At 68.9% G+C, this 26,299-nt stretch carries 26 protein-coding genes; 12 read left to right on the plus strand and 14 right to left on the minus strand.

All coding sequences use genetic code 11. The features are described 5' to 3' along the window. Positions 1-110 precede the first annotated feature (110 nt). The 9 genes from PW734_03400 to PW734_03440 all read left to right on the plus strand — a co-directional run bounded on the left by PW734_03400 (position 111) and on the right by PW734_03440 (position 9,199). Complete coding sequence (locus PW734_03400) at positions 111-1,274, plus strand: Gfo/Idh/MocA family oxidoreductase (GenBank protein MDE1170244.1); 1,164 nt, start codon at positions 111-113, stop codon at positions 1,272-1,274. 7 nt (positions 1,275-1,281) lie between these two features. After that, positions 1,282-2,286 carry a sugar phosphate isomerase/epimerase gene (locus PW734_03405; protein ID MDE1170245.1) on the plus strand — a complete coding sequence of 335 codons (1,005 nt, stop codon included), beginning with the start codon at positions 1,282-1,284 and terminating at the stop codon, positions 2,284-2,286. Then, positions 2,273-3,157 carry a hypothetical protein gene (locus PW734_03410; GenBank protein MDE1170246.1) on the plus strand — a complete coding sequence of 295 codons (885 nt, stop codon included), beginning with the start codon at positions 2,273-2,275 and terminating at the stop codon, positions 3,155-3,157. The genes PW734_03405 and PW734_03410 overlap by 14 nt, the downstream gene beginning before the upstream one ends. After that, positions 3,154-4,005 (plus strand): prepilin peptidase, encoded by an 852-nt coding sequence (locus PW734_03415; GenBank protein MDE1170247.1) that lies wholly within the window; start codon positions 3,154-3,156, stop codon positions 4,003-4,005. Before PW734_03410 ends, PW734_03415 begins: the two co-directional genes overlap by 4 nt. Positions 4,006-4,161: 156 nt before the next feature. After that, positions 4,162-4,455, plus strand: a complete 294-nt coding sequence (locus PW734_03420; protein MDE1170248.1) for a hypothetical protein — start codon at positions 4,162-4,164, stop codon at positions 4,453-4,455. 23 nt (positions 4,456-4,478) lie between these two features. After that, entirely contained in the window at positions 4,479-5,894 is a 1,416-nt protein-coding gene (gene dnaA / locus PW734_03425; GenBank protein MDE1170249.1) for a chromosomal replication initiator protein DnaA, read from the plus strand. A gap of 491 nt (positions 5,895-6,385) precedes the next feature. Continuing rightward, the gene (gene dnaN, locus PW734_03430; GenBank protein ID MDE1170250.1) at positions 6,386-7,480 is read left to right on the plus strand and encodes a DNA polymerase III subunit beta; all 1,095 of its coding nucleotides are present in this window, start codon (positions 6,386-6,388) and stop codon (positions 7,478-7,480) included. A gap of 12 nt (positions 7,481-7,492) precedes the next feature. Then, the gene (locus PW734_03435) at positions 7,493-8,467 is read left to right on the plus strand and encodes an aldo/keto reductase (GenBank protein ID MDE1170251.1); all 975 of its coding nucleotides are present in this window, start codon (positions 7,493-7,495) and stop codon (positions 8,465-8,467) included. A gap of 36 nt (positions 8,468-8,503) precedes the next feature. Continuing rightward, positions 8,504-9,199 carry a histidine phosphatase family protein gene (locus PW734_03440; protein ID MDE1170252.1) on the plus strand — a complete coding sequence of 232 codons (696 nt, stop codon included), beginning with the start codon at positions 8,504-8,506 and terminating at the stop codon, positions 9,197-9,199. Here PW734_03440 and PW734_03445 read toward each other — a convergent pair. Further along, positions 9,189-9,881, minus strand: a complete 693-nt coding sequence (locus tag PW734_03445; protein MDE1170253.1) for a type 1 glutamine amidotransferase — start codon at positions 9,879-9,881, stop codon at positions 9,189-9,191. The genes PW734_03440 and PW734_03445 overlap by 11 nt on opposite strands. Positions 9,882-9,946: 65 nt before the next feature. Between PW734_03445 and recF the strand changes: the two genes are divergently transcribed. After that, the gene (recF, locus tag PW734_03450) at positions 9,947-10,996 is read left to right on the plus strand and encodes a DNA replication and repair protein RecF (GenBank protein MDE1170254.1); all 1,050 of its coding nucleotides are present in this window, start codon (positions 9,947-9,949) and stop codon (positions 10,994-10,996) included. Between the two features lie 3 nt (positions 10,997-10,999). Here recF and PW734_03455 read toward each other — a convergent pair whose 3' ends face one another. The 4 genes from PW734_03455 to PW734_03470 all read right to left on the minus strand — a co-directional run bounded on the left by PW734_03455 (position 11,000) and on the right by PW734_03470 (position 15,504). After that, positions 11,000-11,809, minus strand: coding sequence for a hypothetical protein (locus PW734_03455; protein MDE1170255.1), 810 nt, complete (start codon positions 11,807-11,809; stop codon positions 11,000-11,002). A 264-nt stretch (positions 11,810-12,073) separates the two neighbouring features. Further along, positions 12,074-13,327 (minus strand): SGNH/GDSL hydrolase family protein, encoded by a 1,254-nt coding sequence (locus PW734_03460; protein MDE1170256.1) that lies wholly within the window; start codon positions 13,325-13,327, stop codon positions 12,074-12,076. Beyond that, positions 13,324-14,448: an AAA family ATPase gene (locus PW734_03465; protein ID MDE1170257.1), complete on the minus strand. Its 1,125-nt coding sequence runs from the start codon at positions 14,446-14,448 to the stop codon at positions 13,324-13,326. Before PW734_03465 ends, PW734_03460 begins: the two co-directional genes overlap by 4 nt. After that, positions 14,449-15,504, minus strand: coding sequence for a phosphate acyltransferase (locus PW734_03470; GenBank protein ID MDE1170258.1), 1,056 nt, complete (start codon positions 15,502-15,504; stop codon positions 14,449-14,451). 125 nt (positions 15,505-15,629) lie between these two features. Between PW734_03470 and glnA the strand changes: the two genes are divergently transcribed. Continuing rightward, positions 15,630-17,060: a type I glutamate--ammonia ligase gene (glnA, locus tag PW734_03475; GenBank protein MDE1170259.1), complete on the plus strand. Its 1,431-nt coding sequence runs from the start codon at positions 15,630-15,632 to the stop codon at positions 17,058-17,060. Positions 17,061-17,128: 68 nt separating this feature from the next. Here glnA and PW734_03480 read toward each other — a convergent pair whose 3' ends face one another. The 7 genes from PW734_03480 to PW734_03510 are packed head-to-tail and all read right to left on the minus strand — an operon-like array spanning position 17,129 to position 23,220. Next, complete coding sequence (locus PW734_03480; GenBank protein MDE1170260.1) at positions 17,129-17,476, minus strand: hypothetical protein; 348 nt, start codon at positions 17,474-17,476, stop codon at positions 17,129-17,131. Continuing rightward, positions 17,473-17,877, minus strand: a complete 405-nt coding sequence (locus tag PW734_03485; protein ID MDE1170261.1) for a TPM domain-containing protein — start codon at positions 17,875-17,877, stop codon at positions 17,473-17,475. The genes PW734_03480 and PW734_03485 overlap by 4 nt, the downstream gene beginning before the upstream one ends. 1 nt (position 17,878) lies before the next feature. Further along, on the minus strand, positions 17,879-18,634 hold the full coding sequence (locus PW734_03490; GenBank protein MDE1170262.1) for a TPM domain-containing protein: 756 nt from the start codon (positions 18,632-18,634) through the stop codon (positions 17,879-17,881). Between the two features lie 14 nt (positions 18,635-18,648). After that, positions 18,649-19,308, minus strand: a complete 660-nt coding sequence (locus PW734_03495) for a LemA family protein (GenBank protein MDE1170263.1) — start codon at positions 19,306-19,308, stop codon at positions 18,649-18,651. Positions 19,309-19,360: 52 nt separating this feature from the next. Next, positions 19,361-21,739 carry a S8 family serine peptidase gene (locus PW734_03500; protein ID MDE1170264.1) on the minus strand — a complete coding sequence of 793 codons (2,379 nt, stop codon included), beginning with the start codon at positions 21,737-21,739 and terminating at the stop codon, positions 19,361-19,363. 18 nt (positions 21,740-21,757) lie between these two features. Beyond that, entirely contained in the window at positions 21,758-22,732 is a 975-nt protein-coding gene (gene rfaD, locus PW734_03505) for an ADP-glyceromanno-heptose 6-epimerase (protein MDE1170265.1), read from the minus strand. Continuing rightward, a complete protein-coding gene (locus tag PW734_03510; protein MDE1170266.1) occupies positions 22,729-23,220 on the minus strand; it encodes an adenylyltransferase/cytidyltransferase family protein in 492 nt (163 codons plus the stop codon). The genes rfaD and PW734_03510 overlap by 4 nt, the downstream gene beginning before the upstream one ends. Positions 23,221-23,320: 100 nt before the next feature. Between PW734_03510 and PW734_03515 the strand changes: the two genes are divergently transcribed. Beyond that, a complete protein-coding gene (locus tag PW734_03515) occupies positions 23,321-24,406 on the plus strand; it encodes a Gfo/Idh/MocA family oxidoreductase (protein ID MDE1170267.1) in 1,086 nt (361 codons plus the stop codon). Here PW734_03515 and PW734_03520 read toward each other — a convergent pair. Continuing rightward, on the minus strand, positions 24,403-24,954 hold the full coding sequence (locus PW734_03520; GenBank protein ID MDE1170268.1) for a hypothetical protein: 552 nt from the start codon (positions 24,952-24,954) through the stop codon (positions 24,403-24,405). The two genes, PW734_03515 and PW734_03520, sit on opposite strands and share 4 nt — an antisense overlap. Positions 24,955-25,008: 54 nt before the next feature. Continuing rightward, positions 25,009-26,289 carry a DUF1501 domain-containing protein gene (locus PW734_03525; protein MDE1170269.1) on the minus strand — a complete coding sequence of 427 codons (1,281 nt, stop codon included), beginning with the start codon at positions 26,287-26,289 and terminating at the stop codon, positions 25,009-25,011. Between the last annotated feature and the right edge of the window lie 10 nt (positions 26,290-26,299).

Consider the following 26,299-nt stretch of genomic DNA (forward strand, 5'->3'; position numbering starts at 1 on the left):
TATTTTGACGGATACGCCCTTTCGTATTATTACTCTTTGCCGTACCAACCAAATCCTGATGAATTTAGGGTTTTTCCTGTAAGAATCGCACATTTGGGCCCAATTACCTTATGACCAAAAAGATCCGCATGGGAATGGTGGGGGGAGGGGAGGGCGCCTTCATCGGTGCCGTTCACCGGATGGCCGCCGCGCTGGACGGCCAGATCGAATTGGTCGCGGGCGCGTTCAGCTCCGATCCGGCCCGCTCCCGCGCCTCGGGCCGCGCGCTCTTCCTGCCGGAAGAGCGGTGCTACGGCTCCCACGCGGAGATGTTCGCCGCGGAGGCCGCGCGGCCCGCGGCGGAGCGGATCGAATTCGTCTCCATCGTCACGCCGAATTTCCTCCACTTCCCCGTCGCCGAAGCCGCGCTGCGCCACGGCTTCCCCGTCCTCTGCGACAAGCCGCTGACCCTCACGCTGGACGAGGCCGTCCGCCTGGCCGCGCTGGTGCGGGAGACGGGGCTCCCCTTCGGCCTCACGCACAATTACACCGGCTATCCGATGGTGAAGGAGGCGCGCGCCCGCGTCGCCGCCGGGGACTTGGGCGCGGTGCGGAAAGTCGTCGCCGCCTATCCGCAGGGCTGGCTGGCCGCGCGGATCGAAGCCGGCGGCCAAAAGCAGGCCGACTGGCGCACCGACCCCGCGCGCGCGGGCCTGAGCTGCTGCATGGGCGACATCGGCACCCACGCGGAGAACCTGGCCGAATACGTCACCGGCCTCCGGCTGGAGGCGGTCTGCGCCGACCTCGCCACCTTCGTCCCCGGCCGCCCGCTGGACGACGACGGCAGCGTGCTTCTCCGCTTCCGCGGCAGCGCGCGCGGCGTCCTCCACGCCACCCAGGTGGCGGCGGGGGAGGAGAACGGCCTTTCCCTCCAGGTCTACGGGGAGAAAGGCTCCCTCCACTGGCGGCACGAGGAGCCGAATAGCCTCACCCTCCTCTGGCCCGACCGGCCCCGGGAGATCGTCCGCGCGGGCGCGGGCCCGCTCAGCGAGGCGGCCCGCCGCCACACGCGGCTGCCCGCCGGCCATCCGGAGGGATTCCTGGAAGCCTTCGCCAACCTTTATCGCAACTTCGCCGCCGCGCTCCGCGCGCGCGCGGCGGGAGAGGCGCCCGATCCCGCGCTCGACTTCCCCGGCGTGGCGGACGGGGTGCGCGGCATGGCCTTCCTGGAAGCCGTCGTCGCCTCCTCCCTCGGCGAGAAGAAGTGGCAACCGGTCGCCGATCCGCTTAGCTAGAGAACCCATGCGCCCCGTCACCCTCTTCACCGGCCAGTGGGCCGACCTGCCGCTGGAAACCCTGGCCGCCAAGGCGAAGGCCTTCGGCTACGACGGGCTGGAGCTGGCCTGCTGGGGCGACCACTTCAACGTGGGCCGCGCCCTGCGCGAGCCGGGCTACGCCGCCGGGCAGCGGGCGCTCCTGGCCCGGCACGGCCTCCAAGTCCACGCGCTTTCCAACCACCTCGTCGGCCAGGCGGTGGCCGACCGGATCGACGCCCGGCACCAGGCGATCCTGCCGCCCCACGTCTGGGGCGACGGCGACCCGGCGGGCGTCCGCCGCCGCGCGGCGGAGGAAATGATCGCCACCGCCCGGGCGGCCCGCCTCCTGGACGTCCCGGTGGTCAACGGCTTCACCGGCAGCCCGATCTGGCACCTCCTCTATTCCTTCCCCCCCGTCCCGCCCGCCGCGCTGGAGGAGGGCTTCGCGGAGACGGCCCGCGCGTGGAAGCCGGTCCTCGACGCCTTCCAGGCGGAGGGGATCCGCTTCGCCCTGGAAGTCCACCCGACGGAGATCGCCTTCGACACCGCCAGCGCGGCCCGCTTCCTCGACGCCCTCGGCGGCCATCCCGCCTTCGGCTTCAACTACGACCCGAGCCACCTGGCCTACCAGGGCGTCGACTACCTCGGCTTCCTCGACCGCTTCGCCGGCCGGATCTTCCACGTCCACGTGAAGGACGTGGCCTGGGGCGCGCCGAACGAGGCGGGCGTCTTCGGCGGCCACCTCCCCTTCGGCGACGCGCGGCGCGCCTGGGACTTCCGCTCGCCGGGCCGGGGCGGCGTCGACTTCGAGGCGATCCTGCGGCGCCTCAACCGGATGGGCTACGCCGGGCCGCTCTCCGTCGAGTGGGAAGATCCCGGCATGGACCGGGAGCACGGCGCGGCGGAGGCCGCCGCCTTCGTCCGGCGGCTCGATTTCCCGCCCGCCGCCCAGGCCTTCGACGCCGCCTTCGAAAAGAATGCCAAGCGGTAGCCTCCTGACTCTCGACGCGCTGCGGGCCGAAACGCCCGGCTCCAGCCAGGGCCGGGCCGATTACGCCGTCCTGGGCCACCCCGTCGGCCACTCCCTTTCCCCCCGCATGCACGCCGCCGCCTTCGCGGAGGCGGGGATCGCCGCCCGCTACGCCGCCCTCGACGCCCCGCCGGAACGGCTGGAGGAAGCGTTGGAACTCCTCGTCGAAAAAGGCTTCCGGGGCTGGAACGTCACCGTCCCCCACAAGCAGGCCGTCCACGCCTGGCTGGCGGCGCGCGGCACGCTCGCCCCCTCCGCCGTGGAGGCGGGCGCGGTGAACACCGTCGCGCGCGCGGAGGCGGGGGACCGGCTCACCGGCCACAGCACGGACGGCGCGGGCTGGGAGCGGGCCGTCCGGGAAGCCTTCGGCCTGGAGCTGCGGGGCCTCGACCTCCTTCTCCTCGGCGCGGGCGGCTCCGGCCTCACCCTGGCCCGCCGGGCCGCCGCCGCCGGGTGCCGGACGCTGCGCGTCGCCAACCGGAACCCGGAGCGGCTCGACGCCCTGCGCGGTCTTTCCTTCGAGGCTGTGCCCTGGGAGCCCGGCGCCCTGGCGGACGCCGCCGCGGCCAGCGCGCTGGTCGTCCAGACCACCACCCTCGGCCTTGGCGGAGCGGAAGAGGCGCCCCCCCTGGCCGCCTTTCCCGCCGGGCCCGCCTATTACGACATCGTCTACGGCGCGGCGCCGACGCCCTTCCTGCGCGCCGCCGACGCCGCCGGGGCGCGGACGGCCGACGGCCGCTCGATGCTCCTTCACCAGGGGGCCCTGGCCTGGGAGCTTTGGACCGGCCGCCCCGCCCCCCTGGAAACCATGCGCCGCGCCCTCTCTTCATGAACGACCCCCTCCTCTTCCTCTTTCCCCGGCTGGCCGAGGCGCACGCCGCCGCCCTCCCCATCCTCCTTCTCTATTACGCCGCCGTCGGCGCCTGCCTCGGCTCCTTCCTCAACGTCTGCGTCTATCGGATCCCGCTGGGCCTCTCCGTCCTCCGCCCGCCCTCCTCCTGCGCCGCCTGCGGGCGGCCGATCCCGATCCGCTACAACATCCCCATCTTCGGCTGGCTTTGGCTCCGGGGCCAAAGCGCCTGCTGCCGGACGCCGATCGACGCCCGCTATTTCTGGGTGGAGCTCCTTTCCGCGCTCGTCCTCCCCGCCCTCTTCCTGCGCTACGCCTGGCCGGAGGCCCTGGCTTACGGCTTCTTCTTCTTCCTCCTGGCGGCGGCCAGCCTCATCGACCTGGACCATTTCCTGATCCCCGACCGGATCAGCTGGGGCGGCATGGCGGCGGGCGTGGCCCTGGGCGCGCTGCTTCCCTCCCTCCACGGGGAGGCGTCCGCGCTGGGCGGCTTCAACGCGGCGCTGCGCGGGGCGTTCTGGGGCGGCGCGGTCCTGTGGCTCGTCGTCCTGGCAGGCGCGAAGGCGTTCAAGAAAGAGGCGATGGGCCTGGGCGACGTGAAGTTCCTGGCCGCCATCGGCGCGTTCCTCGGCTGGCGGAGCGTCTTCTTTGTCGTCGCGGTCTCCTCGATCCTCGGCTCCCTCTACGGCCTCCTCATGCTCCTGCGGCGCCGCTCCATCTGGGGAACGCGCATCCCCTACGGCCCGTTCCTGGCGCTCGCCGCCGCGCTCTGGCTTTTCGGCGGGAAGGAGCTGGCAACGGCCCTGTGGCGGGGCTGGACGGTCCGCTAGGCCAGGGGAGCGGTCCAAACGGCCCCCCGACGCATCGTACCCCGCGATTTCCGGGGGTACCGGGGGGTCAAGGGTTTTGCCGAAAAAAAGTACGCGGCGGCGGGCTCAATTTTCTTGCGGGGTCCCGTACGATCCTTAGGGTCTCCCCTCCTGCTCATGATGGTTTTTGGAGTCGAGGTTTCGCGCGCAGTTCGGTCCGAAAAGGACAGCCTCCCTCCCTCTTCCCGCGCCCCGATTTTTCACGAAAAGTACATAAAAACAAAGGGTGTGAATAACTCGGGCTTTTCCCGCCGCGCGATGGCCGCCTTGTCGGAAAACCGCATCACGCCGATCGCCTTTTTGGGGGCGGCTTGCGGAAATTTAATTGGAAGTCTCTTTCGGAAAATGGGTTCTGAAAGCTTTTCCGAGTTGGCGCGGCAGGCCGAAAACGGCATCCGCCTTGCTTGGTAAAGAATCCCGGTCGCGAATAAGTTGTGAGTAAATCGTCTCCCGTCCTGCCGCCCAAGGAGTTATGGGCCGCCATCTGCGCCGAGCTTGCGGAGCTGGTTTCGGCCGACGCCGTCACCCGCTGGTTTGCCCCCCTCCACGTGGAGGCCGTCTCCGGCGCGACGCTCACCCTCCGCGCCACCAACAGCATTTACCAATACTGGGTCGAGGAGAACTACCTGCCCCAGCTCAAGTCGGTCGCCGGGCGGCTTCTTCAGCAGAAAAATCTTAAGATCAAGTTCGCCGCCCCCGCGGAGTCCGCCGCGCCCAAGGCCTCCCCGGCGGGCCCCGTCGAGTCGGTCCCCTTGACCGGCTCCCTTTTCCCCGACGACGGCAAGACTCCCGCCGAGTCCCCCCTGGCCCTGGCCGAATCGGCCGCGCCGACCGGCCTGAACCCCCGCCACACCTTCGACCTCTTCGTCGTGGGGCCGAACAACGAGTTCGCCGCCGCCGCCGCCAAGGCCGTCGCCGACGCCCCGGCGCGGAACTTCAACCCCCTCTTCATCCACGGCAGCGTGGGCCTGGGCAAGACGCACCTGATGCAGGCCATCGGCAACCAGCTCTCCCAGAAGAAGAAGCACTTTAAGATCAAGTACGTCACCTCGGAACAGTTCACCAACGAGTTCATCGCCGCCATCCAGCACGGCGACCTGGCGAAGTTCCGCAAGCGCTACCGGCAGGTCGACGCCCTCCTGATCGACGACGTCCAGTTCCTGGCCGGCAAGGACCGCTCCCAGGAAGAGTTCTTCCACACCTTCAATTCCCTCTTCGACGGCAGCAAGCAGATCGTCATGACCTGCGACAGCCCCCCCTCGGAGATCTCCAATATCGAAAAGCGGCTCTCCTCCCGCTTCGAATCCGGCCTGACCGCCGAGATCATGACCCCGGGCATCGAGACCCGGCTGGCCATCCTCCGGCACAAGATGGCCTCCATGAAGGTCTCCCTGCCGGACGAGATCCTCACCTTCATCGCCGACCGGGTGAAGACGAACATCCGCCGCCTGGAAGGGGCGCTGACCCGCGTCGGAGCCTACGCCTCCCTCCACGGCCGCGCGCTGACCCTGGCCCAGGCGGAGGTGCTCCTGAAAGACCTTCTCCAGCATGAGTCGTCCGCCGCCGTCACCATCGACGCCATCCAGCGCCGCGTGGCCGAGGCCTACGACATCCGCCTGGCCGACATGACCAGCAAGCGGCGGCCCGCCCACATCGCCCTGCCCCGGATGGTCGCCATGTATCTGAGCCGCCGGCTGACCCGCTGCTCCCTGGTGGAGATTGGCGACGCCTTCGGCGGCCGCGACCACGGCACGGTCATCCATGCCCAGAAGACGATCGACGCCAAGCTCACCGCCGACGGGGGCCTGCGCCAGCAGGTCGAGGCCCTGGTGGCGAAGCTTTCCACCTGAGTTCTCCGGGCGCGGCCGGACGCCGCGCGAAGAGGACGTGGGAGGGACGACATCAATCCCACGGCCCCGTGCCGACGCACTCAACTGAGCCGGAACGGCATAAGGCGGCCATAAGCCACGCGCCAGCGTGCGCGCAACGCCTCCCGGACAAAGGCTTACAGACGCAAGGGGGGACGGGCGTCCCCCCTTGGATCCCCCTCCCAGTCGGCCCGGCCCTGGCAGGATGGCCAATCGGTCCGGGTTACTCGCACACGGAGATGTGAAGAACTCCGGGAATGCGCCAATAAGGCCGATAACCGCCCTCTTTCCCGCGCGCCTCTCTATTCGCTTGCAACTTTTTCACATCTCGGGTGTCCTCTAACCGCGTGATCGGCAGTCCGTTAGGCCAGTTGGGCCACTCATTCACACCGTGAAGAAGAAGGAGATCCCTTTACCATTTCAAAATCTCTTCTTAAAACGTGTGCCGTTCTGAATAGGTTCCCCCTTTTTATATGAAATGTATCATCAGCAAGCAGGCTCTCCTGGATGGGCTCCAGGTTGTCCAGAACGTGGTCACCACGCGCACCACGCTCCCCATTCTCTCCAACGCCCTGCTGAAGGTCGATAACGGCAAGCTGATCGTCGCCGCGACCGACCTCGACGTCGGCGTCCGCGCGGTGGTCGACGCCACGGTCGAAAAGCCCGGCGCCACCACCCTCCCCGCCCGCCGCCTCTTTTCCATTGTCCGCGAGCTGCCCGCCGCCGAGGTGACCATCGAGGTCGACGCCAAGCACAACGCCCTCGTCCGCTCCGGCTCCTCCTACTTCCGCATCCTGGGCCTGCCCGAGGAGGAATACCCCGCGTTTCCCAAGACGGACGGGGCCAAGGTCTTCAAGCTCACCCAGGGCGTGTTCCGGGAGATGCTTAAGAAAACCTCCTACGCCATGTCCCAGGACGAGAGCCGCTACGTCCTCAACGGCGTCCTCCTCTCCTTCAAGGAGAACAAGCTCACCGTGGTGGCCACCGACGGCCGCCGCCTGGCCCTGGTCGAGCAGGAGCTCGACTTCCCCCCCAGCAATGAGAGCGAGGTGATCCTCCCCACCAAGGCGGTCAACGAGCTGCAGCGCGTCCTGGGCGGCGACGAGCCCCTGACCGTCTACCTTTCCGAGAACCAGATCGTCTTCGACCTGGGAAAGATCGTCCTTCTCTCCAAGCTGATCGACGGCAAGTACCCCAACTACCGCCAGGTCATCCCGGCGGAAGCCAAGGAGCGGATCGTCCTGGACCGGGAAATCCTGCTGGGCGCCGTCCACCGCGTCTCCCTGTTGGCCAGCGACAAGTCGACCTCCGTGAAATTCGGCTTCTCCAAGAACAACCTGGAGATCAGCGTGAACACGCCCGACGTCGGCGAGGCCAAGGAATCGATCTCCGTCAATTACAAGGGGAAGGACTTCACCATCGCCTTCAATCCCTATTTCCTCCTGGATCCCTTGAAGAACCTCGACGCGGACGAGATCTACTTCGACTTCATCGACGAGCTTTCCCCCGGCGTCATCAAGTACCAGAAGCCCTTCCTCTACGTGATCATGCCGATGCGGACCGCCTAGGAGGCTTCGCGCATGGAATACGCCCTTTGCGGCCGCAGCGGCCTGCGGCTGCCGCGCATTTCCCTGGGCCTGTGGCAGAACTTCGGCCGGCATCACCCCTTCGAAAACGGGCGGGCGATGCTCCGGCGGGCCTTTGAGCTGGGCGTCACCCACTTCGACCTGGCGAACAACTACGGCCCCCCGCCCGGCGCGGCGGAGGAAGCCTTCGGCCGCATCCTCAAGCTCGACTTCGCGGGCCGCCGGGACGGGATGGTGATCGCCACCAAGGCCGGCTACCGGATGTGGGACGGCCCCTACGGGGACGGCGGCTCCCGCAAATACCTTTTGGCCAGCCTCGACCAAAGCCTGGCCCGGCTGGGCCTCGACTACGTCGACATCTTCTATTCCCACCGGCCCGACCCGGAGACGCCGCTGGAGGAGACAATGGGGGCGCTCGACCACGCCGTCCGCTCCGGCAAGGCGCTCTACGCCGGCATTTCCAACTATTCCCCGGAGCAGACTGCCGCCGCGTCCGCCATTCTCCGCCGTCTGGGCACCCCCTGCCTGATTCACCAGCCCCGCTACAGCCTCTTTTCCCGCGAGCCGGAAGCGGGCCTTTTCTCCACCCTGGAAGAGGAGGGGATCGGCTGCATCGTCTTTTCCCCCCTGGCCCAGGGCGTCCTGGGCGGGCGCTACCGGGAGGGGATCCCCGCCGACTCCCGCATCGGGCACGGCAGCGCCAGCCTCCGCCGGGACGACGCGCAGCTCGCCGCGCGCGTCGCCATTGCCCGGAAGCTGGAGCCGCTGGCCGCCCGCCGGGGCCAAAGCGTGGCCCAGCTGGCCGTTGGCTGGATCCTCCGCCAGAAGGCGGTGACCTCCGTCCTCATCGGGGCGAGCCAGGCCTCCCAAATCGAGGAACTCTGCGCCGTGCCGGAACAGCCCCCGCTTTCCCCGGCGGAGCTGGCGGAGATCGAGGCGCTGGCCGCCCCGGCCGCAATAAATTTTTAGGCTGCGCGGACGTCCGGTTCGGGCAAAATAAAGACCATGCATCCCCACGGCCACACGCGCGTTTTCCTCATCCGCCACGGCGCGACGACGCTTTCCGCCGAGGACCGCTTCGCCGGGGAGACCGACGTGCCGCTTTCCGACGAGGGCCGCCACCAGGTCCGCCGCCTGGCCAAGCGCCTCTCCGGGGAAAAGATCTCCGCCGTCTACGCCTCCCCCCTGGGGCGGACGATGGAGACCGCCCGCATCCTGGCCGAGCCGCACCAGCTTGAAGTCCGGCCCCGCGACGCCTTCAAGGAAATCTCCCACGGCCGCTGGGAGGGCCTGACCCGCCGGGAAGCGCAGAACCAGTATCCCGAGGAAATGGCCAATTGGGAAAAGGACCCCTACACCTTCGCCCCGGAGGGCGGAGAAAGCGGCCTGGGCGTCACCGCCCGCGCCCTGCCGGAACTCATCAACGTCGTCCGCGAGCACCAGGGGAAAGTCATCCTCATTGCCTCCCACAAGGCGACGATCCGCCTCCTCCTGAGCTCCCTCCTGGGCTTCGACCCGCGCCGCTACCGGGACAACCTCGACCAGAGCCCGGCGGCGCTCAACATCGTCGACTTCAAAGACCCGGCCCACTCCCGCCTGACCCTCTTCAACGACACCTCCCACTACGCCGAATCCGGCGGGGCGATCCCGGCCTTTCCGAAGAGCCGCCTCTCCAGCTGGTGGAGCTCCCTTAAGAGCTAAGGAAGGCGTCGAGCCACGCCGTGAGGAGCCGCCGCGCCGCCGGGGCGTGGAGGACCGCCTGGGCTTTCAGCGCCGCCGCGTCCTGAACGTAGCGGCCCCCGCCCGCCAGCTCGGCCCCGCACGCACCGCTCAAGTCGCCCAGGGTTTCCGGGCCCAGCTCCGGGTGGAACTGCCAGCCCAGGACGCGATCCCCGTAAAGGAATCCCTGTTCCGCGCAGGCCGCGCTGCTCCCCAGGCGGAGCGCGCCGGGCGGAAGGGAGAAGGTGTCGCCGTGCCAATGAAGGACGGCCTGCTCCGCGGGCAAAAAGGGAAAGCGGGCGCGCGCTTCCGGCGTGAAGGAAACGGGGAACCAGCCGATCTCCCGCTCCCGGTTTTGCGTCACCCGCGCGCCGAGCGCGTCGGCCAAAAGCTGCGCGCCCAGGCAGACGCCCAGGAGCCGAGTGCCCCGGGCGATCTCCCCCTCCAGAAAACGGGTCTCCGCCGCCAGCCAGGGATGGTCCCGGTGCTGGTAGATGTTTTGCGGGCCGCCCATGAGGACGCAGGCGTCGAAGCTCCCGGGTTCCGGCAGCGGCGCGCCGTCCCAGAGCGGCACGGGCAGGAGAACGTGGCCCCGCGCGGCGGCCCAATCCCCGATCGCCGCGGGCCCCTCGAACGGGGCGTGGGTCAGGACGGCCAGGCGCATGAGGGCAGCCTATCGGCGCGGCCAAGTTTGCCAAGCGCCCCGCGCCGGGGCATGGTGGCGGGCCGATGCTCCGCCGCCTCCGGCTCCTCCGCTTCCGCTGCCACGAGCGGCTCGACTGGGAGCCCGCGCCCGGCCGCAACGAATTGCGCGGAGCCAACGGCCGGGGCAAAACCTCCATCCTGGAGGCCGTCCACTACCTGGGCCGGCTGCGCTCCTTCCGCACCGGCCAGCCGCGGGAGCTGGCCCAGTTCCGGGAAGGGGAGCCGCCCGGATTCGCCATCGAGGCGGAGCACGAACGCGAGGGCCGCGTGGAAAAACTCGCCGTCCGCTGGGAGAACGGGACGCGCTGCTGGAGCATCGACGGCGACGAGACGGTGCCGCTGGCCGATTTTTGGGGACGCCTGCCCGCCGTCCTTTGCAGCGCGGAAGACGGCGTTCTCCTGCGCGGACCGGCGGCGCGCCGCCAGGCCTGGCTTGACAGCCTGCAGAGCTTCGCCGCGCCCGCCCACCTGCCCGCCGTCCAGCGGTACAATGCCGTCCTGCGCCAGCGCAACGCCTGGCTGCGCCAGCCGGGCCACCCGGAAGTCGGCGCGGTGCTGACCGCCCAGATTTTGGAGGCGGGGGAGCGGGTCGTCGCCGGGCGGCGCGCGGCGGCGGAGACGGCGGCCCGGCTGGCGGAGCCGCTCCTGGAAGCCTTCTTCGGCGGGAAGGGGACCTGCGCCTTCCGCTACCGGCCGAACAAGGAAGCCCCCTCCGACCAGGAGCGCCGCCTGGGCCGCAGTCTGGCGGGGCCGCACCGGGACGAGTGGGAGATCCTCTGGAACGGGAAGCCGGCGGGCCGCTTCGGATCAGAAGGGGAGCAGCGGCTGGCCGCCCTCCTTCTGCGCCTGATCGAGGCGCACCATCTTAAGATTTGCCGGGAGGCGTGGCCCCTCTTCCTCATCGACGACGCGCTGACGCCGCTCGATCCCGCGCGGCGGCTGACGTGGGAAATGCTCCTGCCGCCGGAGGCGCAGGTGATCCAGGCGGGCACCGCCGCGCCGGGCGAGGCCGGGCTGGCGGGGGCGGCCTTTTGGGAGGTCGGCCCGGGGCGGTGCGCGCCCGCGCGGGCCTGAAGATCAGCGGGTGTGGGCGGCGTCCCACGCGTTTTCCGCGTTGGCATACCGCGCGCGGCGGAGTTCCAGGGCGGAGACGGTAAAAGGCTCGAAGCCTTCGTTCACGCAGGAATATTTGCCGCGCCCCGCGGGAGAGCAGGTGGTCTGGTACTCCTTGCCGTTTTCGTCTTCCCAGGTCACGGGGCTGTTCTGCGTCTCGGCTTTTCCCAGGAGATGGGCGATGCCGATTTCCCGCTCGTCGGCGATGGGGATGGGCGTTTCGCCTTTGTTGATAAAGTCGGCTCGGTTGAGGAGCACGGGCGAAATCACCGGGGTGATGTCGTTCGCAGCGGCTTGCTGTTCCGCGGGGGTATGAGCCGCATCCCAAGCTTTGGCGACCGATTCATAGCGAGCGTGCCTCGCTTCGTCGGCAGAGAGGAAGAAAGGCTTCTGAAATTGGGGCTGGTCTTGGGGCGCAATGGAGTTTCCGGTTTTGCCGGAAAACGCCTGGCCTAAGCGCGTGGCGGTGGAAGAAGAGCCTCCGGCGGAAAGAATCTTTTGTTCCAGCTCCGCTCTCACTTTGGGGTCGGCCGCATGGCTGGGATAGCAGGTGGCGGAATCTCCAGAGATGCGGCAAATGACGGAAAGAGGCGCCCCGGCCCGCATGATTGTGAAGGGAAGCCCGCCGTTTTCGGCGCGCTGGAAGCGCTCCGCGATTTCCCGTTCCCGCCGGGAGGGGGCGGCCTCCAGGGGCTTGCCCTTTAAAAGGGCGTCTGAACGCAGGACCGGATCGCTATTCCGCAGGGGTTCCAGCCACGCTTTTCGTTCCGCCAAGGCTTCGTTTTTCTGTTGGTTTTGCCCCAGCCAGCCCGCAAACGCGAAAAAGCCGACGCCAGCCAGACCGGTAATGACCACGGCTTTAAGGAATTGAAACGGAGAACCGCCTCCTCCTTCAGGGGGGCCGCCCCCGACGCGCTGGTAGGTAAATCCGTCGCTGCCTCGATAAAGGTTGCTCATAAAGCAATTGGTTGTGGGTACGTAATTCGCCTATTGCTGCCCGAAATGCCCCGAAAAAGGCGGCGGTTTAAAGAGGGGAAGTTAATTCCCGGCCACCGCCGGGGCGGCCGCCTCGATCCGCAGGAGGTGGCGGACGGGTTGGACGGCGGCGGCGGCCGCGTCGAAAAGGGCGCGGTCCTCTTCCAGGGCGCGGGTGCGGATGGCTTCCAGCTTGGCGGCGTCCCCCGGGAAGCCCTCCGCGTAGGCGGCGTAATGATGAAGGAGGTCTTTGACCAGGAAGACTTCATGGGCCTGCTGCAGGCGGACGAGGGCGTCGACGCGGCGGAAGGGGGCGCTGAGGGGATTTTCCGGAAACTCCTGCGCCAGGTTGATGCCGCGTCCCAGGGAGGCCGCGTCGAAGTCCTTGGCCTGGCTTCCCCAGGTGACGCGCGCGCGGGGCGCGCCCAGCCCCCGGACGACGAGGACGAAGCGGTTCAGGTCGGCGGTAAAGGGCAGGACTTTGAGGACTCCCGCCGCTTCCGGCGGAACCAGGAAGGGGTAGCGGGAGCTTTCGACCTCCAGGACGCCGTCCTTGAAGGAAAGGATCTGGTGCCCGGGGGAGGCGGTGGCCTGCTGGGTGCCGCAGTCGAGGGTGAGGGTGGCGATCTCCCCGTCGCAGCCGAGGGCCTGGAGGAAGGCCTGCGCGATGACGAGTTGGCCCTCGGGCCCGGGATGGACGCCGTCGCCGCCGGCCAGGGAGTAATTGGCGCCGTAGGCGGCCTTGGCCTTCTCCATGGTCTGGAGCATGAGGGTGTGGACGTCGGCGAAGGAGAGGCCATCCGCCTGGGAGAGGTTGCGGGCGATTTCCCCCAGGGCGCCGAGGGTCTGGTTGTAGGCGACGGCGTCGACGTTGGGGCGGTGGAAGGCGGCAGGATCGACCGCGCCGGGGCCGCCGACGACCACGGAGCGGACGCCCGCCAGCCGCGCCGCGTCGATGATGCCGCGCAGGCTGCGGCGGTAGTCTTCCGCGGCGCTCCGGCGGACGGGGAGGTAGCCGCCGTCGTTCATGCCGTAGCAAAGGGTCAGGACGGTGGGCTGGAAGGGCAGGAGGTCGGTCCCCATGCGGGCCAGGAAGCCGGCGGCGGTCTCCCCGTTCCAGCCAAGCTGGACGACGCGCAGCCCCGGCACCGGCTGGCACATGAGGAGGTAGTCCTCCACGTAGGCGGAGTAGAGGCGCTGCTCGGTGATCGAGTCGCCGCAGAGGGCCAGGACGTCGTCCGGGCGGAGGAGAGACTCCGCCCTTGCGGCCAGGGAAAGCAGGGCCGGAAGGAGAAGGAGGAGAAGAAGCGGCCTCATGCGCCGAGGTTTTCCTGCCCGGCGGAGATGAGGCGGTCGACGTCGACGTTTTCCTCCACCAGCCGCTGGATGAGGGAGATCTTTTCCCGGTCGGCGGATTCGGTCTTCACCGTCATGCGGTTGATCTGGCTGGCGGCGGTGTAGCTGTCGCAGGCGCAGGCGATGTAGGGGAGATCGGCCTGGCAGAGGAAGCGCAGGACGCCGGAGCTGGGGAGGATGCCGTCGACCAGGACGACGCCCGCCAGGAGGCCGCGCTTTTCCGAGCGGTAGATCTGCGCGGCGGTGAGGATCATGTCCTCCCGGTCGCCGGAGGTGATGAGGAGGCTCTGCTCCCCCAGGTATTTCTCCACCTGGTAGGAGGACATGGCGCCGATGACCACCTTGCCGACGGGGCGCCGCCGGTGGTCGGCCCCGGCGAGGAACTCGCCCTTCAGCTGGTGGCAGATCTGCTCCAGGGTGGGGCTGCGCAGCTCCTGGTGCAGCGGGATGGTGCCCAAAAGCGGCAGGCCCATGCGCTCGAGGCCCTCGCGGACGTAGGGGATGAGGTCGGCCTTTTCCGGCACGATCTTGTTGATGATCGCGCCGATGACTTTTACGCCGAATTTCTCGAAGAGGGCCAGGTTCATGGCGATCTCGTCGATGGGCCGGCCGATGCCGCCCTGGCTGACGATGACGACCTGCGCGCCGAGGAGCTTGGCCACCTGCGCGTTGGAAAGCTCGAAGACGCTGCCCACGCCCGCGTGGCCGGTGCCCTCGATGATGACGAAGTCCTTTTCCCAGGCCGCCTCGTCGAAGGCCTCCCGGACGCGCTGGTGCAGGTCGGCCACGTTGCGGTTCTTGAGGAAGCGGCGGGTGAAGTCGGGCTCGACGGCGATGGGGCTCATGGCGCGCAGCGGGGTGCGCACGCCGTAGGTGTCGTTCATGAGGACGGTGTCCTCGTCGACCTTCACCCCCTCCACCTCCACGAAGCGCTGGCCGACGGGCTTGATGTAGCCGATGCGGGAGAAACGCTTTTGCAGCGCGGCGAAGAGGCCCAGGGAGGTGGTGGTCTTCCCGTCGTCCTGCCGGGTGGCGGCGACGAAGATGCGCGGCGTGTGGTGGTTGCGGACCTCGGGGGACATTCAGTCGGCGGTGGGCACCGGCGCGCCCTGGTCGGGATAGAGGTTGCGGTAGGCGATGGCCTGCAGGGCGACGATGGCGGCCGCGCCCAGGATGTCCTGGACGGTGGCGCCCCGGGAGACTTCCGCCGCGGGCTTGTCCAGGCCCAGGAGGATCTGGCCGTAGGCGTCGGCGCGGGCCAGCCGCTCGACGAGCTTGGCGGCGATGTTGCCGCTGGCCAGGTCCGGGAAGACCAGGACGTTGGCCCGGCCCGCCACGGCGCCGTCCAGCCCCTTGACGCGGGCGACCTCCGGGACCAGGGCGGCGTCCGCCTGCAGCTCCCCGTCGATCTCGAAGCCCAGGCCCGCCGTGGCCGACCGCTCCCGCGCCAGCGCGGCGGCGGCGACGACCTTCTCCGCCTCCTCCGTCTGGGCGCTGCCCTTGGTGGAGTAGGAGAGGAAGGCGATGCGCGGCGGCCGGCCGGTGAGCTGCCGCATGAGGCGGCCGGACTCGATGGCGATGAGGGCCAGCTGCTCCACGCTGGGGCGCGGGATCACCGCGCAGTCGGCGAAGCAGAAGAGGCCCTCCTCCCCGTACGTCGAGTTGGGGACGTGCAGGAGCATGGCGCCGAAGATCGACTTGGTCCCCGGCAGGGGGCGGATGATCTGGAAGAGGGGCCGCAGGAGGCTGCCGGAAGCGGTGGTCAACCCGCCGACGAGGCCGTCCGCCTGCCCGTGGCCGATCATGAGGGAGGCGAAGTAGTTCGGGTTGGTGACGATGCGCATGGCCTCCGCCTGGGCCATCGACTTGTAGCGGGGCAGCGCGGTGAGGGATTTGAGGAAGAGGGGGATGTCCTCCGCCTCCCGCGGATCGATCAGGTGGATGCGGTGGAGGGAGACGCCGTGGGCCTCCGCCTGGCGGGCGATCTCCGCCTTTTCCCCCAATAGGATGGCGACGCCCAGCTTCCTGGCGACATACTCCGCCGCCGCCTGGAGGACCCGCGGCTCGTGGCCGTCGGGGAAGACGATGCGCTTCGGGTGGCGCTCCACCTTGCCAAAGACCGATTCAAGGAGCTTCATTTCCCGGGCGGAGTCTAAAGGTTATTTCGGCGGGTGTCATCTTCCGGGGAGCCGTTTTTCAGGTGGATTTGCGGCACGTGAATTGCTTGCATGGGCGCTTTCGCTAACCCAACCAACGGAGAAATATGGCCAAATTCAAGCGGTGTACGTCGGGCAAGGAAGTCCTTGCCTACATTAAGGAAAACAACATCAAGCTGGTGGACTTCAAGTTCGCCGACCTCCTGGGCACCTGGCAGCACTTCACCACCACCCTGGACGAGGTGAGCGAGGAAATGTTCACCGAAGGCCTGGGCTTCGACGGCTCCTCCATCCGCGGCTGGCGCGGCATCGAGGCCTCCGACATGCTGGTCGTCCCCGATCCGGCCACCGCCTTCGTCGACCCCTTCAACACGGAGCCGGTTCTCTCCCTGACCTGCACCGTCTACGACCCCATCTCCAAGCAGACTTACAACCGCGACCCGCGCGCCATCGCCATCCGCGCCGAGAAATATCTGAAGGATACCGGCATCGGCGACACCGCCTACTTCGGCCCGGAGGCCGAGTTCTTCGTCTTTGACGACGCCCGCTTCGACTCCAAGCCGAACGCCGCCTTTTACTCTCTGGACTCCATCGAGGCCGTCTGGAACAGCGGCCGCGACGAAATGCCGAACCTGGCCGCCAAGATCCCCTACAAGGGCGGCTACCTCCCCGTCCCCCCCGCCGACACGCAGCAGGACCTCCGCAACGAGATGTGCCTGGTCATGGAAGCCCTGGGCATCCGCCTGGAGCGCCACCACCACGAGGTGGCCACCGCCGGCCAGGCGGAGATCGACATCCGCTTCGACACCCTGCTCCGCACGGGCGACGCGATGATGATCTACAAGTACGTCGTCAAGAACGTGGCCCGCAAGTACGGCAAGACCGCCACCTTCATGCCGAAGCCCCTCTTCGGCGACAACGGCTCGGGCATGCACACCCACCAGTCCATCTGGAAGGACGGCAAGCCCCTCTTCGCCGGCGACGGCTACGCGGGCCTGAGCCAGACGGCCCTCTACTACATCGGCGGCATCATCAAGCACGCCAAGGCGCTGACCGCCATCACCAACCCGACGACCAACAGCTTCAAGCGCCTGGTCCCGGGCTACGAGGCGCCGGTCAACTTCTGCTACTCGGCGCGCAACCGCTCCGCCGCGATCCGCATCCCGACCTATTCCGACAACCCGAAGGCCAAGCGCATCGAGTTCCGCACCCCGGACCCGGCGGCCAACATCTATCTGGCCTGCGCCGCCCAGCTCATGGCGGGCCTTGACGGCATCCAGAACAAAATCGACCCCGGCGCGGCTCTGGACAAGAACCTCTACGAGATGAGCCACGAGGAGCTGAAGAAGGTGCCCAGCGCGCCCGATTCCCTCATCGGCGCCGTCCACGCGCTGGAAGAGGACCACGCCTTCCTGCTGAAGGGCGACGTCTTCACCACCGACGTGATCGAGACGTTGCTCGACCTGCGCCGGAAGGACTACGACACCCTGCGCCTGCGGCCGCACCCGATCGAGTTCTCCATGTACTACGACGTCTAAGACGTCGCGGTTGCGAAAAAAAAGGCGCGCGGGAAACCGCGCGCCTTTTTTATTGCCGCGGCGGGGCCCTACGGCCGCTTCTCGTACGCGGAGTAGGGGAAGAGGTAGTTCTTCCCGTCCCGCACCTGGACGGAGCCGGTGACCACGACCGGCGTGTCGATGCCCGCCCGGAAGTAGTCGTGCGGATGGAAGGAGGCGGGCAGGTAATAGATTTTGTCCGGCGCGTGGTCCTGCGGGACCTTCAGGACGCTGACCTCCCCGGATTGGTGCTCTCCGCCGACCCAATAGGTGCGGGTGCCCAGGCCCTCCAAAGTCACCGTCCGGCGCGCCGTCTGAACGACGGGGAATTCCGCCTTCGCCGCCCGGGCGGCTGGAAGGAAGGCCAGCAAGAGGCCCAGGACAAGGAGGCGCCTCATTGCGGGAAATGAGCCTTGAGGACCTCGCCCGCCTTGCCGATGGCGGCGACGAGGCCGCCGGTGAAATCCCCCTCCCGGAAGCGGGCGGCGGCCGCCGCGCCGATCGCCTCCCAGGCCGCCGTGCCCGCCTGGGCGTGGACGGCCTCATCCCCCAGGACGGCGTACGTGCGGGAGCGCGGCGCGACGAAGAGGAGGACGGCGTTGCGCTGGGCGTGGTGGAAGAGGCCGAAGCGCAGGAAGTGCCGCCGCGCGGCTTCCAGGGCGTCGGGCTCCGGCCGGGGGCTGACGTAGACGCGGACATGGCCGGTGGTGCCGGCTTCCGCCGCGGCCAGGGCGGCCAGGACCGCCGCATGGTCGATCTTTGCCAGGAATTTCCGGTGGCGGGAAAAGAGGGGCTTCATTTTACCAGCTCCCCCCCGCGCCGCCGCCGCCGAAGCGGCCGCCGCCCCCGCTAAAGCCGTCTCCGTCGTCTCCCCGCCCCCAGCGTCCCAGCGTGTAGCCGGTGCCAAAGCCGGTGCCGAAGCCGCCCGCGCTGTAGTAGGCCCCGCCGCCCCGGCGGCGGATGAAGAAAGCCAGGATCAGCAGGGCGACCAAGATCCAAAAAGCCAGGGAGGAGCCCTGGTCGGCCTGGGCCTGGGCGGCGGTTTCCCCCGTCCCCTTGTATTCGCCGCGGCTGGCGGCGATCAGGGCCAGGACGCCCGCGCGGACCCCGCCGTCGCGGTCGTTCGCCCGCAGGCGGGGACGCATTTCCGTGTCGATGATGCGGTTGCATAGCACGTCGGTCACGGCCCCCTCCAAACCGTAGCCGACTTCGATGCGGATGCGGTGCTCGGCGACGAAGAGGAAAAGGATGAGGCCGTTGTCCTTCCCCTGCTGCCCCACCTTCCATTTTTGCGCGAGGCGGTCGGCGTATTCGTCCGCCGTTTCCTGGCCGGGCACGCGCGGATAAATGACGACGAGGATTTGGTTGGAGGTGGCTTTCTCGTTCTGCTGAAGGAGGGCCTCGATCTCCGCGCGGGCGGCGGGGCTAAGAAAGCCGACCGTGTCCGTGCAGTAGTTCTTCGGCGCGGGCGGAAGGCCGTCCGCGCCTGCCGCCGCGGCGGGCAGGCCGCCCAGGAGAAGCGGCAGAAGCAGGGCCAGGACGGAGAGAAGGCGCATTGCGCGGGGCCGCGTTAGCGGGGGGCCGATCCGGGGCCGGTGACGGTGGTGTGGTGCGCGCCGCCGTCAAAGTTGAACCGGACGGAGGGGGGCCGTTCCGCGCCGGGCTCGGCGGTGAAGTAGGGCTTTTGCTGGAAGCCGAGCAGCCCGGCGTAGAGGACGGCGGGGAAGGTCCGCAGGGAGGTGTTGTAGGCCTGGGCCGCTTCGTTGAAGCGGCGGCGTTCCACGGCGATGCGGTTTTCCGTTCCCTCCAGCTGGACCTGGAGGTCGCGGAAGCCGTCGGTGGCGCGCAGCTCCGGGTAGCGCTCCGCGACGACGAGGAGGCGGGAAAGGGTGGCGCCCAGGCGGCCCTGCGCGTTGCGGAAGGCGTCGATCTGGGCCTGGTTCTCCGGGCCGCTCGGCGGCAGGGTGACCTGGCCGACGCGCGCGCGGGCGTCGGTCACCGCGGTGAGGGTCGACTTCTCGAAATCGGCGGCGCCCTGAACGGTGGAAACGAGGTTCGGCACCAGGTCGGCCCGGCGCTGGTAGACGTTTTCCACCTGCGCCCACTGGGCCTCGACGGCCTGCTGCTTGCGGACCAGGCCGTTGTACCCCAGGACGAGGCCGCCGCCGGCGGCGATGAGGAGGAAAAGGAGGAGGCCGAGAAAAGCGAGCCCGAGGGACTTGGCGTTCATGGGGAGAAAAATAAGCCCTGGCGGCGATTACACAAGACCGCGCGCGTACGGATTAGACGGCCAGGGGCAGGGCGTCGTCCCCCTCCTGGGCGATTTTCCGCAGGGAAGGGTAGGAGCGGACGACTTGGTCGTAGATGTCGTCCTTGGCTTTCGGCAGGCGCAGGGTGACGACGCCGGCGAAGCGGACGGGCCGCTTTTCCCCGTTGCGCGCGGTGGCTTGGAGGAGGAGGAAGGGCTCGTGCAGCCCGGCGGCCTGCATGGAGACGCCCGCCCGCAGGACGGTGTCCCATTTGAGGTCGCCCGCGCGGAGGCCTTCCGGGGGGCGGTGGAGGTTGGCGGCGCGGGAAACGGGCAGCTCGGAGCGGGTCCACCCTTCCTGCTCCAGCTGCGCGGCGGCGGAGGCTTCCAGGACGATGTTGAGCCGCCGCGGCGCGGGCCGGGGCTTGAGCCCGGCGGGAGGGGTGAAGGTGAAGACGCGGCTGTCCGGATAGAAGGTGGCGGCCACGGCGGCGCGGGTGTATTCGAGGGAGGAGAGGGGGTCGACCGGGGCCAGGACGGCCAGCGTCCAGGAAATTTCCGCCGGGCCGCTGGCGACGGCGGCGGGTAATGGCAGGGGGAAGCGGGCCACGCTCTTCGGCGGCACGGCGTGGTCCAGGAGGATGGAGACGGTCTTCGGCGGGCAGCCGAGCATGGCGTCGGCGTCCTCCGGGCAGTAGCCGTGGCCCAGCGCGTAGTCGAACGCGCCGCGCTGCCCGTGCGGCGGGTGGCTGTGGTGGATCATGAGCGCGCGGACGAGGAGCGGGGAGAGGCCGGGGGAGCGGGCCAGGAGTTCCCCGCAGCGCCGGGCGACCAGCGGCGCGGCGTAGCTGGTGCCGTGGTCCAGGACGCGGTGGCCGGACCGCGCGGAGACGAGGTGGAAGGGGGTCCGCTCGCACCCGCCGAAGGCGGCCAGGTCGGGCTTTTCCTTGGCCCCTTCCCGGCCCGGCCCGCGGCAGGAGTAGGAGACGGCGTAGCGCTCCCCGCCGTAATGGCTGAAGGCGCCGACGGAGAGGCTGTTGACGGAGTCGGCGGGGGCCTGGATGCGGCCGCTTTCGGAGAGGGCGCCGTCGTTGCCCACGGCGACGATGGGCAGGACGTCGTGCTCGTAGGCCAGGCGGTCGAGCACGGTGGTGAAGCGGGAGAGGTTGTCGTCGGAGATCGGGCCGCGCGGGCCGAAGCTCAGGTTGAGGAGCTTGACCCGCTCCAGCTTCGGCACGACGCGCTCCAGGGTGTCGATCGCCTCGTAAAGATCGAAGTCGGTCGGGTTGGAGAGGGGGAAGACGCGGAAGCCGAGGAGGGAGACGGGCGGCGGCGGCAGGGCCGCCTCGGCGGCGTGGGGGTTGAGCGGCCCGTGGAGAAGCGCCCCGGCCACGGCGGTGCCGTGGGCGACGCAGTCCGGGTGGGGCGGCACGGGCGTTCCCTCCTCCTCCATCCGGGCGTGGCCGGCCAGGAGGGGCAGCTCCGGGTCGAAGCCGCCGTCGAAGACCGCCACGGTGACGGCGGCGCGCGGCGTGCGGGCGGGCGGCGGCTGGGGCGCGGCCAGCATGGGCGCGCCGCGCAGCATGGGAAAGGGAAGCCCCAGGGTCATCGGGCGGGCGGTGCGCAGGGGATTGTAGCCGCCCAGCGTGGCGAGGGCGGCGCGGCCCTGGGGCAGGCTGACGAACGTGGGCCCGCCCGGATAGGGCCGGAAGCGCGCGCGCCCCGGATCCGGGAAGAGGCCCGCGTCCGCCAGGCGGGCGAAGAGGTGTTCCCGCTGCGCTTCCAGCGGCAGGGGCGAAGGATGGAGGACCAGCTCGATCCGGGGGGGGCGGCCCTCTTCCTCCTCGGCGGCCAGGGCGGCGGGCTCGACGCGTTCCTGCGGGGAAAGGAGGTCGATCCGCTCGATGCGCTGGAGATCGTGCCGGACGGCTTGGGAGAGCGCGCTCTCCGCCCGGTCCAGGACGGCCAGCAATTCCTCGACGAAGGGGTCGGGCGCGACGGCCAGAAAGACGAGCCGGGCGGGGGCCTCCGTCCGGCCCTGCTCCAGCTCCCGCCGCACTTCCGCGCTGGGGATGACGGCGGCCAGCGGGGCGCGCCAGGCCCGCGCGCCGACCTTGGCCGCCGCGGGCAGCAGGCGCAGGAGCGGGTCGGGCTCGAAGGCGGCGGAGAGAAAATCCGGGTGGAGACGGAGGGCCAGGACGAGCCGGCCGGGCGGCGCCTCCAGCGGCGGGATGGCGCGCAGCGTTTCCCGCAGGCCGGAGAGGCCGGAAATGAGCCGGTGGCGGGCCTCCGCGTAGGAGTGGGGCGGAGGTTTGGGGAAGCCGCGACCCCGCTTGGCCGCCGCTTCGATGAGGCTTTCTCCGCGCCCCAGGGCGGAGCGGTCCTGGTGGGTCCGGAAAAGATCCTCCTCCATCCGGTCCGAGCCTGCGGGCTATTGGGAATCCAGGGCTAGGTGGCTTTGCACGTAGTCGCGGACGCCTTCCTCCAGGCTGGAGAAGGGATGAAGATACCCGGCGCGGCGCAGCTTCCCCATGTCGGCCTCTGTGAAATATTGGTATTTTTCCCGCAGGATCTCCGGCATCTCGACGAAGCGGATGTCGGCCGGCCGGTTCATGGCGGCGAAGAGGGCGTTGGCCAGGTCGACCCACGTCCGCGCCTGGCCGGTGCCGCAGTTGAAAAGGCCGCCCGCCCGCGAGTCGAGGGCGAAGTGGAGGGTCACCGCCACGGCGTCCCGCACGTGGATGAAGTCCCGCTTCTGCGCGCCGTCCTGGTATTCGGGCCGGTAGGACTTGAACAGCTCCAGGTAGCCGCGCTCCCGGACCTGGTGGTAGGCCTTCTGCACCAGGGAGCGCATGGAGCCCTTGTGGTCCTCGAAGGGGCCGTAGACGTTGAAATACTTGAGCCCCACGATGCGGTCGAAGAGGCCGTGGCGGCGCGCCCAGAGGTCGAAGAGGTGCTTGGAGTAGCCGTACATGTTCAGCGGGCGCAGGCTGTCGAGATCGGCCTCGCTGTCGCGGTAGCCGCGCTCCCCGTCCCCGTAGGTGGCGGCGCTGGAGGCATAGACGAAGCGGGTCCCCCGCTTCAGGCTCCACTGGCAAAGCTCCTGGGTCAGGTGGGTGTTGTTTTCCAGCAGGTAATCGGCGTCCTTTTCCGTGGTGGCGCTGCACGCGCCCAGGTGGATGAGGGCCTCCGCCTTCGGCAGCTTTCCGGCGCGGACCTGCCCCAAAAACTTCTCCGGCAGGAGGACGTCCTCGAAGCGGAGGCCGGCGAGGTTCTGCCACTTCTCCTCCTGGCCCAGGTGGTCGACCAGGATGAGGTTTTCCCGCCCGCGGGCGTTGAGGGCGGCGACGGCGTTGCGCCCGATGAATCCGGCGGCGCCGGTGACGATGATCGGCTTGTCCTTCATTTCTTTCCGTAGACCTCGACGACGCGGGCGATGGTGTTGGTGGTGGAGCGGCCCTCGACCATGTTGGCCAGGACGACCTTGCCGCCCCGCGCCTCCACGACCTCGCGCCCGCTCACGTAATGGGCCCAGTCCTTCCCCTTCACCAGCACGTGGGGGAGAATCCGGGAGATCAGCTCCTTCGGCTCCTCCTCGCCGAAGAGGACGACGGCGTCGACGGCTTGGAGGGCGCCCAGGACGTAGGCCCGGTCCCCCTCGTTATTGATCGGGCGGTTCTCCCCCTTGTTCCGGCGGACGGAGGCGTCCGTGTTCAGGCCGACGCACAGGGCGTCCCCCTGCTCCCGGGCGAAGCCCAGGTAGGTGACGTGGCCCCGGTGAAGGATGTCGAAGCAGCCGTTGGTGAAGACCAGCTTCCGGCCCTCCTTTTCCAACCCCTCCCGGAAGGCGGCGGCCTGGGCGGGGGTCATGATCTTGGCTTCGGGGGAGATCATAGGCAAAGGCAGCATTTATATCGGGGGCGGGGCCGCCTTGGCAATAGCCCCGCTTGAATTGTCCCCGCGGAATACTACTGTACGGCAGACATCCACAGGTATGGCGAAACCCCTTAAGGTCGGGATCATCGGCGCGGGCGGCATCGTGAGGGGGGCCCACCTCAAACCCGGCTGGCTGGCCGTCCCCGATTGCGAGGTGGCCGCGATCTGCGACATCCACCCCGAGGCGGCGCAAAAGCTGGCCGACGATTTCAACATCCCCCGCGTCTTCGCCGATTTCCGCGAGATGCTGGCCATGCCGGACCTCGACGCCGTCGACATCTGCACGCCGAACAAAGTCCACACCCCCGCCGTCATCGCCGCGCTGGAGGCGGGCAAGGACGTCCTGTGCGAAAAGCCGCTGGCTGTCTCCGTGGAGGAGATCCTGCAGATCCGCGCCGTCCTGCGGAAGACCGACCGCATCCTCATGACGGCGCAGCACCACCGCTTCAGCCCGGAGTCCCTGGCCATCAAGGCGTGGGTCGACTCCGGCGCGCTGGGGGAGCTTTACCACGCCCGCGTCAACGCCACCCGGCGCAACCACCTTCCCATCAACCCCGGCTTCATCGACCCGAAGCTTTCCGGCGGCGGCCCCTGCATGGACATCGGCGTCCACGCGCTCGACACCGCGCTGTGGCTGATGGGCTTCCCCACGCCCGTGCGGGTGAGCGGGCGGGCCCACACCAACTTCGCCAAAGGCTTCGAGATCCCCGGCGCGTGGGGGGAGTGGGACCGCACCCTCTTCGGCGTGGAAGACTTCGCCGGCGGCTACATCCACTTTTCCAACGGGGCGACGATGGTCCTGGAAGCCAGCTGGCTCCAGCACCAGGAAAAGGAGGAGCTGAACGCCACCCTGCAGGGAAAGAAGGCCTCCGTCCGCTGGCCGGACGGCCGCTTCCATACGGTGGTCAACCGGGCCCTGGTCGACGGTACCGTCCTGCCCATCGTGGGGCGCAAGCCCGCCCACACGGAGGAAATCCTGGCCTTCGCGGAGGCGGTCCGCCGGCGCTCCCCCTCCCCCGTTCCCATCGACCAGACGCTCCTGGTCATCGCCATTTTGGAGGCGATCATGAAGTCGAGCGAATCGAACCGGGAGATCCTTCTCCCGGACTTTGCCGCGGCGGAGCCGCAGGCGCCCGCTCCTTAAGCCTCCGCCACCGGCTCGCGGTAGTCGCCGCGCAGCGAGCGGATCGGATGGAGCACGGCCTTCTTGAAATCGACCCCGCCGAAGCGGTTCGATTCGGGCGTGGGCAGGCCGAATTCTTCCAGGGAGTCCTTGAAAGGGGAGAAACCGGCGAAGGAGCCGCCGTGGGCCTCGCCCTTGCCCTCGGGGCTGACGCGGCCGGCGAGATGGGCGATGACCGGGCGCAGCGCGGCGCGGTGTCCCTCTTCCTCCTTGTTGTAGATCCGGTACATGACCAGCGCCTCGCGCAGGACGATTTCACGATTCCGGTTGGTGATCTGGGCCTCGGCGAAGGCCTTCAGATCGTTGGCATACGCCTGCCCTCCCCGCATCAAGTTGTGGGAGACCGAATTTAGAAGGGGGTCTCCCATGCTAAAATCGCGGAGGAAGCCGCTGAGGGAGCTTCCGCTGTTCAACGCCTTGGAAATCGTTTTCAGCGCCCCGGGCGGCAGCGGCGCTTTGTTTTTAACCGCCTTTTCGATCCCGGTTTCCAGCGCCCAAAGACGATCCATGAAGGTGCTCATAAACAATAATTCGGCTATTCCCGGCCTTGGCAGCCCCTCTTCTTACACCAGCCCCACCGGCTGGAAGGCGTGGCCGGGGAGGATCCGCTCGATGTTCGGATTTCCCAGGTGGACGCGGACCACTTCCCCCAGGACGTCGCGGAAGTCGGTGGTGTGCAGGAGGTCGCGCCTTTCGTGGAGCTGTTCCGGTCCCAGGCCCGGCCAGTTGCCCAGGACGGGGCGAGGGCGGTTCTTGACCGGGCCGCCGACGGCCAGCATGCAGTTGGCCCAGCCGTGGTCGGTCCCCTTCGTTCCGTTTTCCTTCGCGGTGCGGCCAAAGTCGCTGAGCGTCAGCACCAGCACGTTCTCCATCCGGGAGCCCAGGTCCTGGTTGAAGGCGGCCAGGCCCTGGGCCAGCCCCTCCACCATGTTGCCGTAGTTGCCCGCCGCGCCGCCCTGGTTCTGGTGGGTGTCCCAGCCGCCGTAGTCGATCTCCGCCACCTCCAGGCCGACGCCCGCCTTGATGAGCCGGGCGACCTCCCGCAGCTTCCGGCCGAACTCGTTTTCCGGATAGGCCGCGCCGGGCTGGTAGGGCGCGGAGACGACGCCCCTCAGCTGCTCGATCCCGGAGAAGGTGGCCTGGGCGGTCTCCGCCAAAAGGTCGCGCGCCGCCCCGGCGTATTGGCCCGCCTCCCGCGGGCCGCAGCAGTAGGCGTGCTCCAGCGCCGCGCCGACCAGCGCCTGGTCCTGCGGCGCGGCGGTCTTGGGGAAGGCCAGGTCGTCGACGCCGCGCATGGAGTAGGCCGGGGCCTCCCCGCGCAGGATGCGGGGCAGCGTGTCGCCGACGGAGACGGCGCGGATCGGGCCGCGGCCGGCGGAGGTCAGGAGGTGGCGGTTGAGCCACCCGTCGGAGGCGATGGTGTTGCCGATGACGCCGGTCTCCCAGGTGTCTTGCTCCTCGAAGTGGGAGCGGGTGTTCTTGTCGTAGCCGACGGCCTGGAGCGCCACGGCCCGGCCGGACTGGAAGAGGGGCCGGAGGGCCGCCGCGCGCGGATGGAGGCCGAAGTGGCCGTCCAGGTCGAGCGCCCCGTCGGCCGATCCGGGCGCGGCGATGGCGATCGACTGCCGCAGCTTGTAGTAGTCGGCGTCGCCATGGGGGACGACGAAGTTGAGCCCGTCCATGCCGCCGCGCAGGAAGACGACGACGAGGGTGCGGTCCGCCGCGACGGGGCGAATGTCCTTTTGCGAAAGCCCCGCCTGGGCCAGGAGGTCGAAGGGGGTGATCCCGCAGTAGAGGGCCAGGAGGCCGGAGGTCTTCAGGAAGTAGCGGCGCGTCAGGTGCATGGATTTCTCC

The organism is Verrucomicrobium sp. (genome assembly GCA_028283855.1).
GTDB lineage: Bacteria > Verrucomicrobiota > Verrucomicrobiia > Methylacidiphilales > GAS474 > GAS474.